This window comes from Thalassotalea sp. G2M2-11 (assembly GCF_017168195.1).
Lineage (GTDB): Bacteria > Pseudomonadota > Gammaproteobacteria > Enterobacterales > Alteromonadaceae > Thalassotalea_E.
The window spans coordinates 946,690-963,497 of record NZ_JADNYL010000002.1; the positions used below are offsets into that span (position 1 = coordinate 946,690).

Below are 16,808 nucleotides of genomic sequence, written 5' to 3' on the forward strand. Positions count from 1 at the left end.
GATCTTTCGACTAAAAAGGAGAAGTCATCACAGACAAAGACGATGATTTTTGCTTGATATTGGCACAGACGTTTTAAAACACCTAATCACAGCAGGCAAACTGAAAACCATTTTTATTGTGTTTTTTTACTTGATACATAGCATGATCGGCTACCTTAAGTAAGCTTTCCATGGACTTACCATCATCCGGAAATCTAGCAATGCCAATACTGGCTCCCAGTTGCACCGAACCAAAAGAAGGTTCAAATGGTTCACTGATTATATCAATAACTTTTTGCGCCACACCTGCGATGTCAGTTTTATCATCAATATTCGCTTGCATAAGCACAAATTCATCACCACCAATTCTTGCGATTAAGTCAGAATTGCGTAATTGGCTAGTCAGCCGACTGGCGACAGCCTTTAATAACTCATCCCCTGCATGATGACCATATTTGTCATTAACTCCTTTAAAGCCATCGAGGTCGATAAACATAATGACAATATTTTCCTGTCGCCTGTCTGCTTGTTTAAGTAATGCAGCTCCCGTTTCCTCAAGTTGCCTTAAATTAGGTAAATTAGTCAAGGCATCAACATGCGCCATTTGTTTTAATTTATTTTTAGTTTGTTCTACCTGTGCAATGGCTTGGTGTAAGTCAGTCACATCATATTCCACCACCAATAACAAAAATTCGCCAGTCAGTGGGTGACGAGTTTCCCTAATATCTAACGTATGCTGTTTAATACCATGAATTGTTTGCATCTGATAAGTCCAACGACCACCATGTTCAGCAATCGCTTGATTCAGGCAGTTATTACCCTGTTGAGCATTGGCAAATCGGGCTGCAAAGGTCGATTGTGCAATACCTTTTTCACGAGGGTTCACTGATAAATATGCGTTGGTTGCTGCAGGATTTTCGACCACAATTTCACCGGATAAAGTAAAACTAGTTACCAACACTTTGGTATATCGCATAGCTTCAACCAGCAAAAGGTTCTCAGGGATTTCACCCAAGCTGACACTTTCATTAACAAAAGCAATAATGGCTCTATGTTTTTCTGGCCCCACCAACACGGCTTTATGCTTCATATACAAGGTTTTTGCTTTGCCATTGGGATATGTCGTCCAGGGATCTTTAGTTAAGCCTTCAGCGACTGCTCGTTCAAACGTTTGTACCGTTCTGTCTCTGGCTCCTTGAGTATCTCCAGATAAGTCTTTGTTTATTAGTTGTTCAAGCGTCGTTAATCCCCAAAAGTTCAATGCAGCTTCATTGCCCCACCACCAACCATGGCGGTCGATATCAAATATCCATACAACGTCAGGAATTAATTCATATAACGTTAGCTCATTGTGATCTTTTATATGAGGAAGGTGAGAATATTCGGATTTCATGGCTTAGATAAATGAGACCAATTAACAACAGAATAATGAGTTTACCTAGTGTTAGCGTATTTATAAAGCATAGAAGCTACCACCCTTTGACGATAAAGTTTGGAGTAACCTACTGACACCTTTTAAAAGCTAGCTGATACCGTTAACTTAATGTTACGACCATAGTTTTTAAAGCCAACCGCCATTTCACTGTGATCATCTAAAGCATTAGCAATATTTAACCTAAGCTGTATCGCAGGTTTTACTTGCCAAGCAGATGATAAATCCAGACGATAATGACTGTCCATTTTGATCATGCCGGTTGGAATAGCACTATCATAATATTGGCCGTTAGCCGTTAACCGGGCCGTAAAATTAAGTTGTTCAAGCGGTTGATAGTGCAAAGCAACGCCGGACTTAACCTTAGGTCTTCTTCTTAATTTAGCGTCAGTGTCTTTTAATTCGGTATGGTTATAACTCACTTGCCCAGAGACAAATAGCCGTGAATTAACCTGATACTGAGCAATTAACTCAATACCTTTAGCGTCTACTTGAGAGCGGTTAATATTGGTAAATGCCTCAGGATCAAAGTCGACTAAATCACTAAAACGGTTGTGAAATATACTCGCTGTTACGTTAAATTGCTGTTCAGGAAAGTCCGTTTTAGCACTGACAGCATAATTTTTACTACGTTCAGGTTGTAATGCTTTATTACCAACAAAAGGATGACCTAAGGCAAAAAAGCTCGGTAGTTTAAATCCTTCGCTATAATGAGCAGAGATCTGTGTCTCACTCGTGAGTTGATATTGGGCTAACAGTCGATGGGTATTGATAGTTAAGGCGTCACTATCATCATAACGCACCCCCGCAGTAAGCATTAACGGTTCAAACGCCAGTGCAGCTTCAGCAAAAATGGCTTTTGATTGTCGATGTAAACGATAATTGGCTGGCACCCAAACACCAAAATCAATCAAGCTTTCCATGCCGCCTTGTTCATCGGCATAACTGGCACCAAAGGCAAAATCAATCTGCTCAGACAGCCGATAACGTGAGAGCAAGCTAATATCACTGCGCTGGTAATCACTGTCGGTTTGTAATGCTGGCACACCATCAATCACTCCAGGCGCTATGGCTGGACTATCAACTTGCTCGTTTCTATCAGACAAAGTCCCTTGAAGTTCTACACTAAGTTGCTCAGTCAATGCATAACCTAAGGTTAAGGCACTATTTTGTTGTTGAAATTCTATTGATTGTGGCTGACGAATAACGGCTAACCGTTCACCACCACTATCTTCGGCAAATGCCTGGCTGTTGCCCTCGGCATAAAAACTATTAAGCTGCCAATAAAATGGAGACGCTTTGACGGAATTAAGCTTCACTGTAAACTGTTGACGTTTAAATGTATCACCAAACGTACTTTGATCGTCACGCTGTATGCCGCCAGTCACACTTAAATCAACTAAATCAGCAACACGAGTAGCGATATGAACACTTCCGCCATAACGCCCTGCACTCGCTAAATTAATCGTTGCATTGGCTAAATCACCTTGTTTGGCACTTTTGGTAGTAATACTGAGTACCCCTGCTAAAGCATCACTGCCATAAACCGTTGAATAACCACCATATAGTAGTTCTACTTTTTCAACTGTTGCAGGATCGACTGTCGCTAAATCAAAGGCACCTCCACGACTATTGGTCGGGTCGTTCACTTTCACACCATCAAGCAACACCACTACAAAATTAGGATCACCACCACGCACCGATAGAAAAGTAAGGCCACCAGCGCCACCTTGCTGAAACACATCAACGCCAGGTAAACCTCGTAACACATCCGCAAAACTGTTAGCCGCTAACGCAGCGATCTGCTCTGCATCTAGCGTCACTTTTGCCAATTGGTCATGACTCGTTTTCGGCAAATGTGTACCTAATACCGTGACATGCTCTAGATTATCACTAGTGACTGGAATATTTTTTTGTTCGACAGTGATATTACTGTTATTAGCAACAGCAGGCGATGACGCAACAACACAGGTTGCGATTAAGGAAAGCGCAGACTTCATTTAACCATTATTCTCGTTATTATTTAATTGAAAGTTGCTGATTATCAATCAACACAATACGTGTTTTTAATGTTTGATCTTGTTGCTCTTTTGGCGTTCCCATCATTTGAGCAATCAATAAGTCCATTCGAAATACGCCAGCAACAATGTCTAATTTGCCATCATCAGTGACATCGGTTAATTCAAATGACACGATACTTTGTGGCTGATTGGTAATATTGTGACGAGTAAAGCCTTGTTTACCATCGTTTTCAAACCAAATAAGGCTTTGTCGATTAGCATCTTGCCAGAAGTTATTCCAACTACCCGCGACGACATCTAAATCACCATCATTGTCTACATCCCCCGCAACAGCAGATGCAGCGCCGTAAAAGCGGCCGATATCATGGTAGTGAAACACTAAATTTCCTTTATTCTCTAACCATTGCACCCCGTGGTAAGGTTTAGGATCCATATGTAAATCATTAGCATCGCCATTGGTCATGAGAATATCACTGTCATTATCACCATCTAAATCAACAACACGCATGCCGGTGAAACCAAACATAGGATGAGGCGCTTCAGCCAATGCATGTTGTTTAAACTGACCTTTGCCTTGATTGATTAAACCAAGCACCATCTCATACTCTTGCGCGAATAAACTCACAATATCTAATTTGCCATCATTATTTAAATCAACAATAGAGACATTTAGCGCACCGCTGGCACTGATAATATCGTGTTTAACTAATTGTCCTTTACCCTTATTTTCTAACCAAGACACTTCACCCACATTGCCGCCACCAAATACCGCAACGGCAATGTCTAAATCGCCATCGTTGTCTAGATCTGCGGCTCTTGCATCAGTGATCCGGCCGACTCCATCAAGTAATAACTCTTGCTGAAACTGACCTTTTTCGTTTTGTCTTAATAATACAATTTGCCCTGCAAGAGCGGGAGAAGGAGGAATAAGCCCTAAGGCAGCGATTAAAATGTCTTTATCACCATCTAAGTCATAATCAATAACTTCAGTATGGCTGGGCACTTTGATATTGGTAACCACCTGCTCATGCCAATTGTTCTGTTGGCGAGTTAACAAAGAGACTTGATTACTATCGGCATCTGCAATTAAAAATTGAGCATTCTTCTTATCAGATAAGTTTATTTTATTGACATTAACTACCAGAGGCGTCATCGATAGTTCGCCAATACCTGACCTAGCGATGGCACTTTGATCAGGGTTAGTAGCAAAATTAGGTAGGGTAATTAACGATTCTGGCGCACTACCGTAATAATAGGCTTTGATATTATCAAGCGCTTGGCTTGGAATAAACGTCGTGCCCATGCGTTTTTTCGCCATATCAGCCATGACATCAACCGCTCGAGGCCAAAAATCTTTTGGCATGACATCTGGCGGTGGTACCTTATGACAAGCACCACAATATTGATTCACTTGTTGCTGAATTTCTTTCAGCGAGGCTTGTTGGGCCTGTGCAGGAAGTGTATTCAATACACCCGATAGCATCACTAACAGATAAATAACCAAGCTAAGGTACTTTATTACGAACACTTTTTATCCTTGCACTATGTATTAACTAACCATTATAAATTGGGGGCTTTATGTCCCTCTACATGGGTTGCGCCATCACCAACTGCTTCACATCCCGCACCAGTTTGTGGCGAAACCGAACATTCATATACTCTAACATAATCAATTTCAAATGCTTGTGGAAAAACAGTGGCATCAATACCTTTTTCATTAACATTAGCCGACCATGCGCCGCCAATAGCAAAGTTTAGGATCAGGTGAAATGCTTGATCAAACGGTGCACTGCCTTGGCCATTAATTAAATTACCATCATCATTCATATATTGACTGTACCAGCCATCTTCGGTTTGTGTTGCATAATGAATATCATCAACATACCAGCGAATTTCCCCTTCTTGCCACTCAACCGCATATTCATGAAAGTCATCTGCTGGGTTAAGCCCATCCGGTAAGTGGAATGCTTGCCCTGAATAAACATTTTCAGGCCAGGCTCGGCCATAATGTAAGGTGCCATGAACACGAGTTTCTTCGGTCCCTGCAGCAACACCCGTTTCATCCGATTGCGCTTTAAGGTTTACCGCCTCAACAATATCTATTTCACCTGAGCCAGCCCAGCCACCATAAACCCACTCGGTTGGTAACATCCATATTGCAGGCCATGTCCCCTGCCCTTGAGGTAGCTTTGCGCTTATCTCAAAACGTCCGTAACGCCAATCTGCTTTATGCTTCGTGCGTAAACGTGCCGAAGTATACGGCAAGGTACGGGTATTATCAGGGTTATAATTCGGATCATCATCTTGTGCAGCTGGACCGCTAAAGTCCTCTTTATGAGCAACAATTTTTAATATGCCTTGCTCAATATAGGCATTTTTTTCACGGTCGGTATAACATTGTTGCTCATTATTACCACCGCCATAACAATTAACTTCAAAACCCCACTTGGTATTATCAATTGTTGTTTGCTCAAACTCATCTTGCCAAACCAGCTGCCATTGGTCACTGATCAGCGATGCTTCTGTAGGATCGTTATACGTTGTGTTATTAGTATCATCACCTGTTGAGCCCCCTGTTGAATTGTCATTACCATTATCAACAGGATCTGTTGGTGTCGTCACAACAGATGTCGGTTGTTCACTTTTGTCTGAATCACCAGAACCACAACCTACTAATAAAGCTACGCACAGTAAACTAGTGTACTTTGCATTGCTCAACAAAAGAGTATTCATCTTCATAACATGACCTTTAGTTAATCTTTATATCATTCAATTTAGCTATCATGCTTTCTCAAATGATAGCAGTATGATAATGAATCCGCTTATCATACTGCTTTGCTTAATTTTATATTGCTTATTGACAGTTAATATCAGCCTTAGGGGCTAAATCGGGTACTAAGGCGATGTCAGCAAAACTCAGTGACAATGTACCTTTGGTCGTTAACTTAAATGGCGAATATACCTTAGCGGCATCTAAACCCGCCTGAGTAAAACATGCTAGGTCAACGCTAATTGTTTGCCATTGGTTCAACTCCAAGGCATTGAGCTGCTGAGAAAGATCAACAGCACCTTTACATTCCCCTTCGCACGCCATGCTTAACCATACTTTTTCAGAAGCTTGCTGCTCAACTTTCAAGTTAATAGATAATGCTGACTTCAATTCAACATAACTGCGGATATCTTCTGGGAAGCTACCACTAAAATATATTGATGCTTGCTCATTGCCATCAAACGTCACGGCACGAGCATCCTCTTGCACCTGTTTATCAATGGTTTTATAGGAGATAGCACCCATATGTTGCACATTGGAATTGATTTGTCTGACTTGATCGCCAGACTGTAAAAATGCTTGCCAAGGTTTTTGCACTGCCCGATCAAAAATAGATAAGGCAGTAGTTTGTTCAGCAGACACTTGGCTTTGTTCGTTCAGCGTATTTGATAGTTGACTTTCTTGACCATAAGTTAGGCCATAGCCATATGGAAGTAACGGCTGATATTGTTTATCAAAGCGATTAATGCTTGTTTGCTGCGCTGTTGCCGGCCATGAAAATGATAATTTACCTTTAAAGTCATGAGCAATTTCACCGTTTGTTTGGGTAAATAACACATCAGCAATGGCAGCACCTTCTGAACCAGGTAACCAAGCGGCAACAAAAGCATCAGAGGCATTTAATTCCGCGTTAACCCACATAGGTCGACCACTAATAAAAATAGATACCACTGGAATACCGTCAGCTTTTAAACGCTTAAGCAGCGCTAAATCTTTTTTATCACCTCGTTGATATTCAAGGTTATCTAAATCACCGTTACCTTCGGCGTAAGGCTCTTCACCAAAGACAACAATCGCAACATCAGGTTTTTGCTGGTATTGACCTTCAACACTAAATTCAACCCTAGCGTCACTGTCTGCTAACTTAGCTTTGATACCATCATAAATTGAACTACCACCAGGAAAATCTTCATTGGTATTACCGGTACCCTGCCAAGTAATTGTCCAACCACCTGATTGTTTACCTATGTTATCGGCGGCATCACCAGCCACTAAGACATTTTGCTGACGATTCAGTGGTAATAATTGATCATTATTTTTCAATAAAACTAAAGACTCTCGTACTGCTTGTTTGGCAACATCACGATGTGCTTTTGCGCCAATCAGTTCAGTTTTACCCGACAAAGCACGTTTTGCTGGGCTTGGCTTATCAAATAACCCCGCTCTAAATTTCACACGCAAAATTCGGCTTACGGCATCGTCAATCCGCGCCATAGGAATTTCACCACTTTTGACTTGGGCAACGGTGTTATCATAAAGCGGCTTCCAAGCACCGGTTGGTACCATAAATACATCTAAACCCGCATTAATGGCTTGAGGACAGTTCTCGTTGCTACAACCTTTGATTTGGCCATGGCCATTCCAATCACCGACAACAAAACCATCAAAACCCATACGTTCTTTAAGCACATCAGTTAACAAGTACTTACTACCGTGAATTTTCTTACCATGCCAACTATTAAATGAGGCCATCACTGATTGCGCGCCAACCGTCAAACCACCAACATACCCTTGTGCATGGAGATCAAACAACTCTTGCTCTGAGGCAATATTGTTACCTTGGTCATCACCATCAACCGTACCACCATCACCAATAAAATGCTTAACGGTACTGATCACATGGTTATCATCCAGAAAGTTTTTCCCGCTTACACCTTGTAAACCTTTGACAATTGAAGCTGCATAACTTTTTACGATTTCAGGGTCTTCTGAATAACCTTCGTAAGTGCGTCCCCAGCGATCATCTCGTACCACAGCCACCGTAGGAGCGAATACCCAATCAATACCAGTAACCATAACTTCTCTTGCGGTAACATGAGCAATTTGTTCAATTAATTCAGGGTTGTTCGCCGCCCCTAAACCAATATTATGTGGAAATAATGTCGCACCAATGACATTGTTATGACCATGCACCGCATCAGTACCCCACATAGTGGGAATAGTTGAGCCATCTAATGAATCATCAATCGATGCTTGATATAAATTCTCCGCTAAACGGATCCAGTCAGCAGGTGTTGCATGTTTATTATTATCAGGAAACGCTCCACCACCATTTAAATAAGATCCAAAGCCATATTTGCGCATATCAGCTACAGTAATGTCTCGAATTTCTGGTTGGATCATCTGAGCAACTTTTTGCTCAATTGTCATTGAGGATAATAGCTTCGCAACTTTTTGCTCGATAGCAGGATCTTTTTTTACCGCAATATCGAGTTCCGGCCAGATATTAACATTATGGGCTGGCGCAGGTTTCGCGACTGTTGTCTCAATTTTCTTCTCTTCAGCCTGCTCCAGACAACCTGATAACAATAAGCTTAAGGTCGAAATAACGAATGCAAACTTTTTGTTCATTGATTTTTCTTTCAGCATTTTCATCTCCTTAAGCATCCCGTTTAACCGGCTTACTACCAACAAGACCGAAGTAACCAATATAGAGATAACAGATAATAGGTAAAACAAAAGACAACTGTAGGCCAATAGTATCAGCCAACACCCCTTGCAGTAATGGCACAATAGCACCACCAACAATAGCTAAACATAAGATACCTGAACCCTGACTAGTATGCTTACCTAAACCAATGATTGCTAAACTAAAAATTGTAGGAAACATGATTGAGTTACATAAACCAACAAGCAGAATTGACCACATAGCTAATGGTCCCGATGTTGACACTGCTATGGCAATTAAGCTAATCGCCGCAACCGCATTGAATGCTAACACTTTACCTGCTGGAATTTTTTGCATTACCGCCGCGCCAATAAAGCGACCGACCATTGCTCCTCCCCAATAATAAGCAATATATTTTGCTGCCTCGCTTTCTACTAAGCCAGCAATATTGGGATCATTTAAAAAGCTGACTAAGAAGCTACCAATTGAGACTTCTGCTCCTACATAGACGAATATTCCAAATGCTCCCAGCACTAAATGTCGGTATTGCCATGCACTACCATCAACATCTTTATGTTCATCAGGTTGTTCAACATGAGTAATAACAGGCAGATTAAGACGAGAAAAAATTAAGGCAAGTAGCAATAAACTTCCAGCTAACATCAGATAAGGAAGTTGTACAGATTCAGCATGCTGTATTTTAGACATGCTATCTGTCACAGTATCTAAAATCAGATACGCACCAAAAAACGGCGCAACAGTCGTGCCCAAAGAATTAAATGCTTGAGTCATATTTAATCGTGACGAAGCGGTTTTCTCGTCACCTAAAATACTGACATAAGGGTTTGCCGATACTTGTAAAATTGTCACACCACTTGCCAGAATAAACAAAGCACCAAGAAATATAGGGTAACTTAACATCGCCGCCGCAGGATAAAAGGCAAAGCAGCCAAGTGCTGCAACAACCAAACCGATGACAATCCCTTTTTGAAAACCTATCGCCTTAACAATTTTTCCAGCGGGTAATGACACGAGAAAATAAGCACCAAAAAAGCAAAACTGAATAAGCATTGCTTGACTGTATGATAAATCAAATACGGCCTTCAAATGAGGGATCAAAATGTCGTTCAAACAGGTGATAAACCCCCACATAAAAAACAAGGTAGTCAGTGTGGTTAGAGCAAAGCCGTACGACTGACCTGTTACCCCCGTAGATTGTGGTGTAAATTGACCTTGAGCTGATGTACCAGCCATTATTTCCCCCTTAGCGAATATTCAATCATGCTATTGTGTAATGTTGTTATTTCTAGTCACTATGAGCGATAAGCATCACACTCACCGAGACTGGAAGCGCTTCCATTCTTACCTGTACAAAAATAAAAAGCAACCGTTTTCCATAAAAAACTGGAAGCGCTTCCAAAATTTTGCGTTTTATGCGATAATGATCAGTATCTTGATGATATGCTACCCACTTTAAACTGGTGTAGTTTATTTCAATCGTGTTAAAGTTACCCAGATAAGAACATGCAAATCTCTAAGGACAACAATGGCAACCATCTATGAAGTTTCTGCACTCGCTGGTGTCTCATTATCATCGGTTTCTCGTGTATTAAACGATCATCAACATGTTAGTGAAAAAACTAAAAAGAAAGTCATGGATGCTATGCAAGAATTAGGATTTCGCCCTAACTCTGTTGCTCGTTCTTTAGCATCAAACCGCTCTAATTGTATTGGTATTCTGGTCTCTGAGCTTCATGGTCCTTTCTACGGAGCCATGTTAAGTGAAATTGAAACAGAACTACGCAAAGCAGGAAAACATTCCATTGTTACTGCTGGTCACAGTAATGAACAAAGTGAAAAAGAAGGCATTGAATTTCTGATCGACAGAAACTGCGATGCTTTAATTATGCTCGTTGATGCTCTGCCTAATGAATATTTTGTTAAGCTTAAAAAGAATAAAACACCATTTACCGTGCTGAATCGTCATATTCCAGAAATCGAAGACAACTGTTTTTATTTAGATAATGAATTAGGTGGGTATCTGGCCACCAAACATTTTATTGAACATGGTCATAAACATATTGCTTATATCTCTGGCCCTTTATCAAAACAAGATGCTACCGACCGGTTTCATGGTCACCAACGAGCATTAAAAGAAGCCAATATACCTTTAAATGATGCTTTAGTTGTTGAAGGAGACTATCTCATTCAAAGTGGCAGAGATGGCATGGCCAGCCTATTAGATACAGGTATTAATTTCACAGCGGTGGCTTGTGCCAACGATGAAATGGCTGCTGGTGCCATGAAAACAGTGAGAGACCGAGGCTTCACTATGCCTGATGATTATTCCATTATTGGTTTTGATAACGTATTTTTTACTGAGTATCTCTATCCGCAACTCAGCACGATTAATTTCCCAATTAAAGATATGGCTAAAATGTCAACGCAGTGGATCCTTAAACACGTGTATAAACAGAAAAATATTGATGTTGAAAACTTTTTCAAGCCAGAGTTGATCACTCGCGAATCGATATCTCATATATAAAAATAAACACTCCCTAAACATCACCAGTGATCACATTCATATATTTTCCATGTGATCACTGATAAGTCTCATCAAACAACCTTCAAAACACCTCGATACATCTGCATCTGACAATGAAACTGATACTCGCCTGGTGATAAACTCGGTAGCGTCACCTGCGTCACTGTATTTAATGAGAGCTGTTTGCTAATTTCCAAAGCTGGGAGCAACAATGTTTCGGCACATGGCGACTCATCTTTACGCAAAAATTTCAATGTAACAGGCTGATTTGCCGGTACTTGAATCACAGATGGCGAATAGACGCCATTTTGTACTTCAATTAACAATTCATGGTTATTCACTGTGGTTTGTTTGGGTTTATAAAGCCAAAACCACCAAATAATCAGCGCTATTAGTAAGAAGCCAAATAAATTAATTATCATCATGATGATTCTCCTTAATGTTCTTTAGCTTTAAATAAACGAAGTCGATTAGCATTCGACACCACGGTCAGTGACGAAAACGCCATCGCGGCACCAGCTATGACCGGACTAAGCAAAATACCAAAAAACGGATATAAAACGCCGGCAGCAAATGGGATCCCTGCTACGTTATAGACAAAGGCGCCAAATAAGTTTTGCTTAATATTGCGCAATGTTGCTTTACTAACAGCGATAGCATCAGCAAGGCCATGTAATGAACCGCGCATTAACGTAATGTCAGCACTTTCAATAGCCACATCAGTTCCTGTACCGATGGCAAAACCAACATCAGCTAATGCAAGCGCAGGTGCATCGTTGATGCCATCTCCTGTCATACCGACAATTTCATTGTTATCTTGTAATGCTTGTACTTTATTGGCTTTATCTTCAGGCAGCACTTCAGCATAAAACTCACGAATACCCGCTTTCTTCGCGACAGCTGCAGCGGTTTCCCTATTATCACCAGTGAGCATGATCACACGTATATTATTTGCCTGAAGTCTTTTAATCGCGGAAATAGAGTCCGACTTTATCGGGTCGGCAACCGCGATAATTGCAGCAAGTTCACCATCAACAGCAAAGTACATCGGAGTTTTGGCCTCTTTGGCTAGGGATTGCGCCTGCTCAGTAAAGTCTGTCAACTCAATATTTTCTCGTTTCATCAATTTGTCATTACCGAAAAGCAAGGCCTTCTCATCGCACTTAGCTTCAACACCATAGCCTGTGATGGCATTAAACGATTCAATATTAAACAACTCGATATTTTGCGCTAACGCACTTTCAACAATCGCTTGCGCCAAAGGATGCTCAGAACCACTTTCTAAACTTGCAGCAAGTTGTAACACGCTTTGCTCATCACTAGCATTGGCTAACACAATATCGGTGACACTAGGCGCACCTTCGGTAATAGTGCCTGTTTTATCTAGCACCATAGCGGTAATTTTAGAGGCGGCTTGTAATGCTTCGCCGTTACGAATAAGTACCCCTGCTTCGGCTGCTTTTCCCACCCCGACCATCACTGACATTGGCGTCGCCAATCCAAGTGCACAGGGGCAAGCAATGATCAACACAGTTGTCGCTGAGACAACAGCAAAAGCAATCGCAGGTTCAGGACCAAAGTTAAGCCATGCGAGCGCACTTAAAATTGAAATAATCATAACAACAGGCACAAAATACGCGGCAATCACATCCGCTAACCGTCCTATCGGTGGTTTGGAATTTTGTGCTCGCTTCACCATATTAATAATACGGGCAAGTGCCGTATCCTTTCCGACACGCGTTGCTTTAAATAACAACAGCCCAGACTTATTTAGCGTCCCAGCAACCACTTCATCTTGTTCAGATTTCTCAACCGGCATTGGCTCACCAGTTAACATAGATTCATCAATCGAGCTATGACCGTCAACCACAATACCATCGACAGGGATTTTCTCCCCAGGTTTGACTTTTACCACATCATTGAGCAGCACTTGCTCAATTGCAATTTGCACATCTTTGCTATCACGAACAACTGTCGCTGTTTTGGCTTGCAATCCAATCAGCCGTTTAATGGCTTCAGAGGTTTTTCCTCTGGCTTTGATTTCCAAAGCTAAGCCAAGATTAATCAAACCGATGATCATTGCTGTAGCTTCAAAATACACGTGCCTCGCCATCAATGGCACGGCATCAGGAATAAAAACGACCACCATTGAATACAACCACGCCGTACCCGTACCAAGTGCAATCAAGGTATCCATGTTAGCAGAATGATTTTTTAAACTTTTCCAAGCTCCCAAATAAAAATGCTTACCTGAAAAATACATTACACCAAAGGTTAACACGCCAACGATCAACCAAGACAACCTTTCTAGGTTACTTTCAACGGTCATCTCACCAACCACTATGCTGTATATCATTAAGGGCACACCGAGCGATAAAGCAATCGTCATATCGCGCATCAACTTTTTATAATATGCCCAATCAGCTTCTTCTTTTTCACTAAGCGCATCAATCGCGCCACTATCATCGAGTGGCTTAGCATTATAACCAACAGATTCTACCGCTTTGACTAATGCTTCAGCCGTTACGCTACCTGTAACGGAGACGGTTCTATCTGCAAAATTCATTTCCGCACTATCAACACCCTGTGTTGCTTTCAAAGCCCGTTCAATTTTACCAACACAACTGGCGCATCCTGCACCTTCAATAATAAGCTGCTGAGTACTCTCAGTCTCAGGATTCGTTACAGTCATCACTTTCTCCCAAATGAGTGTGTTCAAAACTATCGATTAAATGACAAACCATATGAGGTGTAGGTGCCTTATCTTCCATCGTACCCCATTGTGTTAAGGCAGATGTCATATTTTGTCTCAGTGCTAACATGGCTTGAAATTGCTTTTCCGTTTCATCTAAACGCTGCTTAATCAAGGTGCGAACTAACGGACAGGCACTTTTACCATGCTCAGCTTCACTGATAATTTGCTTGATATCAGCAACCGAAAACCCAAGTTGTCTGGCACTTAAAATAAACTTCAATCGAGCAACATCTTTCGCCGAATAAAACTTATAGCCATTTACAGATTTATTAGGGTGTATGAGTTTTAGTCGCGTGTAGTACCTCACCGTATCCGGTGTTGTACCTAGACTTGTCGCCAGCTCTGTTACCTTCACATTCGCTCCTTAATTTCTCACCTACATTGTCATTTTCAAACCAAGTGTAAACCTGTGCCTTAGACACAGGTCAAGCTTATTTGATCATTTCATTATTTTATATAATAAACTTCTGTTTAGTTGTTGTTTTATCACGCGGCAAGATTTGCAATTACCTTAACTAACAGCGTTTCTGGCATATCCTTCATCCCTTGCAATAATATAAGATTAATCTCTCAAAATAGGTAACTTTCCTATTAAATGAAAATACACTTTTTTAGTTAGCTAATAATGAAAAGACGGTTTGAAAAATTAAGTACCTAAAGTGGGAGGTGTCCATTTAATAATCATCATATCACCTGCAAGCGGCGCATATGTGAAAGATGACTGAGGGATTTTAAATGCTTGCCGAAATGTTTTAAAAATCATTAATAAGCAAACAAGTAATAGATTAGGGCATGCTGATCTTTGCTGTTTAATTTTTGTTCGAGATAAAAGCGTTTTAATCGCGGCGTGAGGAATGACGCCTAGTCATCTAAGCAAATTTCCTCACAACAAAGAGTAAAACGCTTTTAGCCGAACCTTTCAGGCAGCGTTTGTTGTCATTTCTACTATGTTGCCCCACATGGATGTGGGGTAAGGTGATTTTGCAGGAGCATAAAATCTTTAGTGCTTTATCATGTGGAACAACCACACATCAAAAGCACTGCCTTGTATAAATTTCCAACAAACCGCTGCAAAAACAAACTTGAAAGATCAACAAGACCTAATTAATTTAATACTTTAGTTTGACTCTAATCTGCAGGGCCAACAACGCTGGTTAACACTGCGGTTATCGACAAAATAATCAATGCTATGATCATTTCTACCCTAATAGATCGAGATAACATTGCTCGACTTTCACCCTGTTTAAGTTGTGGCACCAATTTCAATTTATGCTTAGCAGCGATAGCTAAAATAGCGATAACAAACAATAACTTTAACAACATGATCTGCCCGTAACTTGAGCTTAATAGTGCGTCAATACTGCCAACTAGTTGTATCACCATCCACAGACCTGCGAATAACAATATACTGACCATCACACTTGCCTGCTTACCGAAGGTTTCCATTAACTGATAAAGTTTATCATCTTGCAACAAATCACAGGCTCGTTTTAATGGGTAAAGCGCGCCAAACCACCAAGCCATTGCCAGCACATGACACATAAGCAATATTTGTACGAACATACCCAGCTCAGAGATATGCCCTAATAAGGTAAATGAGTAAGTAAGTGTTAACACACTTAACAGAAAAGTAGCTTGTCTAAAGTAATTTTTTAACGCTGTAGAGCGAAAAAAAGGTACCAAGGCTAATATCGCTAACATTACTCCAATGCTTCGAAGCAAAGTAGCATCGCCAACTGTCGAATCCCACAAAATGGCTAACATATCCGGAGCAAAAGCACCTTCAATGCCTGATTCGGCCATTGCTCCTGTACTGGCGAAGAACCAAACTAGATTAGCAATCAAAGCAGTAAACAAAGAAGCTTTCACCCAGTTACTTTGATTCAACTGTTCTATCATCAATTTGTCATTAATTTTAGCTTGAATCATCACTAGATTGAAAAATGTATATCCAGCAATACTAGCGAAGCCAAGATAAAATATAATTTTTGACAATACTATTATGGTATTCCAGAGATACATTTCCATGCTAATTACCCCATTCTCTTAATGGACCATAAAGCCAAAGCTGTCTTTCATCTTGTGGCCGTCTTTACCTAAAAAAGTGATATTAACGGTATAACTTGCTGGTGCCATCTTAGGCAGTTGCCAAGAGAATTGCTTACTTGCTGCTTTCACCGGCTTAAAACCAAAGTTGATTTTATCACCTTGGTTATTTCTCAATGACACTTTAACCACGCGCACCTCTTTGCTAAAGGTTAAAGACAATGCTTCAGGCGCTTTCATCAACATCGCACTGTCCGCAGGCACACTTTTTTCAAGATGTACATGTGCAAAAACAGTTGAACTGATCGCTAAGCTGATAACAATTAAAAATTTGATTATTAAATTCATGACTACCTCTGTAAAAACAAGTAAATATAATAGAATAACAACCTTCAATTTATATAATATTTCAAATGAAGTTGTGGCTGACCAAGCTAGCTAACAGGAAAGTTTCAATTAAATTATAAGTAACTGAAGTGAATGATAATGTTTCCTTCCCTTTATCATCATTACATGACTTTAGTTAACTTTTCCAACACAGCTGTTGTATATACCACAAATCTATTGTATAAAAATAGAGCGGTATATACTA

11 protein-coding genes and 1 pseudogene are annotated in these 16,808 nt (G+C 40.6%); 1 reads left to right on the forward strand and 11 read right to left on the reverse strand.

Annotated elements, in window-relative coordinates:
- Positions 1-82 precede the first annotated feature (82 nt).
- The 6 genes and pseudogenes from IV514_RS10130 to IV514_RS10155 all read right to left on the reverse strand — a co-directional run bounded on the left by IV514_RS10130 (position 83) and on the right by IV514_RS10155 (position 10,124).
- Complete coding sequence (locus IV514_RS10130; protein ID WP_206485101.1) at positions 83-1,372, reverse strand: GGDEF domain-containing protein; 1,290 nt, start codon at positions 1,370-1,372, stop codon at positions 83-85.
- A 122-nt stretch (positions 1,373-1,494) separates the two neighbouring features.
- Positions 1,495-3,411 carry a TonB-dependent receptor gene (locus tag IV514_RS10135; protein WP_206485102.1) on the reverse strand — a complete coding sequence of 639 codons (1,917 nt, stop codon included), beginning with the start codon at positions 3,409-3,411 and terminating at the stop codon, positions 1,495-1,497.
- 19 nt (positions 3,412-3,430) lie between these two features.
- On the reverse strand, positions 3,431-4,960 hold the full coding sequence (locus tag IV514_RS10140) for a VCBS repeat-containing protein (protein ID WP_206485103.1): 1,530 nt from the start codon (positions 4,958-4,960) through the stop codon (positions 3,431-3,433).
- An 80-nt stretch (positions 4,961-5,040) separates the two neighbouring features.
- Positions 5,041-5,943: pseudogene (locus tag IV514_RS10145) on the reverse strand (glycoside hydrolase family 16 protein); the annotation flags it as partial.
- Positions 5,944-6,286: 343 nt separating this feature from the next.
- Entirely contained in the window at positions 6,287-8,851 is a 2,565-nt protein-coding gene (locus IV514_RS10150; protein WP_241242279.1) for a glycoside hydrolase family 3 N-terminal domain-containing protein, read from the reverse strand.
- 10 nt (positions 8,852-8,861) lie between these two features.
- The gene (locus IV514_RS10155) at positions 8,862-10,124 is read right to left on the reverse strand and encodes a sugar MFS transporter (RefSeq protein ID WP_206485105.1); all 1,263 of its coding nucleotides are present in this window, start codon (positions 10,122-10,124) and stop codon (positions 8,862-8,864) included.
- Between the two features lie 292 nt (positions 10,125-10,416).
- Here IV514_RS10155 and IV514_RS10160 point away from each other — a divergent pair, with 292 nt between their 5' ends.
- Complete coding sequence (locus IV514_RS10160) at positions 10,417-11,415, forward strand: LacI family DNA-binding transcriptional regulator (RefSeq protein WP_206485106.1); 999 nt, start codon at positions 10,417-10,419, stop codon at positions 11,413-11,415.
- A gap of 71 nt (positions 11,416-11,486) precedes the next feature.
- Here IV514_RS10160 and IV514_RS10165 read toward each other — a convergent pair whose 3' ends face one another.
- From IV514_RS10165 to IV514_RS10185, 5 genes are all read right to left on the reverse strand, one after another.
- Complete coding sequence (locus IV514_RS10165; RefSeq protein ID WP_206485107.1) at positions 11,487-11,840, reverse strand: cupredoxin domain-containing protein; 354 nt, start codon at positions 11,838-11,840, stop codon at positions 11,487-11,489.
- 11 nt (positions 11,841-11,851) lie between these two features.
- Positions 11,852-14,107 (reverse strand): heavy metal translocating P-type ATPase, encoded by a 2,256-nt coding sequence (locus IV514_RS10170; RefSeq protein ID WP_206485108.1) that lies wholly within the window; start codon positions 14,105-14,107, stop codon positions 11,852-11,854.
- The gene (locus tag IV514_RS10175; RefSeq protein WP_206485109.1) at positions 14,088-14,525 is read right to left on the reverse strand and encodes a MerR family transcriptional regulator; all 438 of its coding nucleotides are present in this window, start codon (positions 14,523-14,525) and stop codon (positions 14,088-14,090) included. Before IV514_RS10175 ends, IV514_RS10170 begins: the two co-directional genes overlap by 20 nt.
- A gap of 773 nt (positions 14,526-15,298) precedes the next feature.
- Complete coding sequence (locus IV514_RS10180; RefSeq protein ID WP_206485110.1) at positions 15,299-16,198, reverse strand: CopD family protein; 900 nt, start codon at positions 16,196-16,198, stop codon at positions 15,299-15,301.
- 18 nt (positions 16,199-16,216) lie between these two features.
- Positions 16,217-16,564, reverse strand: a complete 348-nt coding sequence (locus IV514_RS10185) for a copper resistance CopC family protein (RefSeq protein ID WP_206485111.1) — start codon at positions 16,562-16,564, stop codon at positions 16,217-16,219.
- Between the last annotated feature and the right edge of the window lie 244 nt (positions 16,565-16,808).

Bases quoted from the DNA above. Each gene is read 5' to 3' on its own strand.
- IV514_RS10130 (WP_206485101.1), bottom strand. From the start codon at position 1,372: ATGAAATCCGAATATTCTCACCTTCCTCATATAAAAGATCACAATGAG.
- IV514_RS10135 (WP_206485102.1), bottom strand. From the start codon at position 3,411: ATGAAGTCTGCGCTTTCCTTAATCGCAACCTGTGTTGTTGCGTCATCG.
- IV514_RS10150 (WP_241242279.1), bottom strand. From the start codon at position 8,851: ATGCTGAAAGAAAAATCAATGAACAAAAAGTTTGCATTCGTTATTTCG.
- IV514_RS10155 (WP_206485105.1), bottom strand. From the start codon at position 10,124: ATGGCTGGTACATCAGCTCAAGGTCAATTTACACCACAATCTACGGGG.
- IV514_RS10160 (WP_206485106.1), top strand. From the start codon at position 10,417: ATGGCAACCATCTATGAAGTTTCTGCACTCGCTGGTGTCTCATTATCA.
- IV514_RS10165 (WP_206485107.1), bottom strand. From the start codon at position 11,840: ATGATGATAATTAATTTATTTGGCTTCTTACTAATAGCGCTGATTATT.
- IV514_RS10170 (WP_206485108.1), bottom strand. From the start codon at position 14,107: ATGACTGTAACGAATCCTGAGACTGAGAGTACTCAGCAGCTTATTATT.
- IV514_RS10180 (WP_206485110.1), bottom strand. From the start codon at position 16,198: ATGGAAATGTATCTCTGGAATACCATAATAGTATTGTCAAAAATTATA.
- IV514_RS10185 (WP_206485111.1), bottom strand. From the start codon at position 16,564: ATGAATTTAATAATCAAATTTTTAATTGTTATCAGCTTAGCGATCAGT.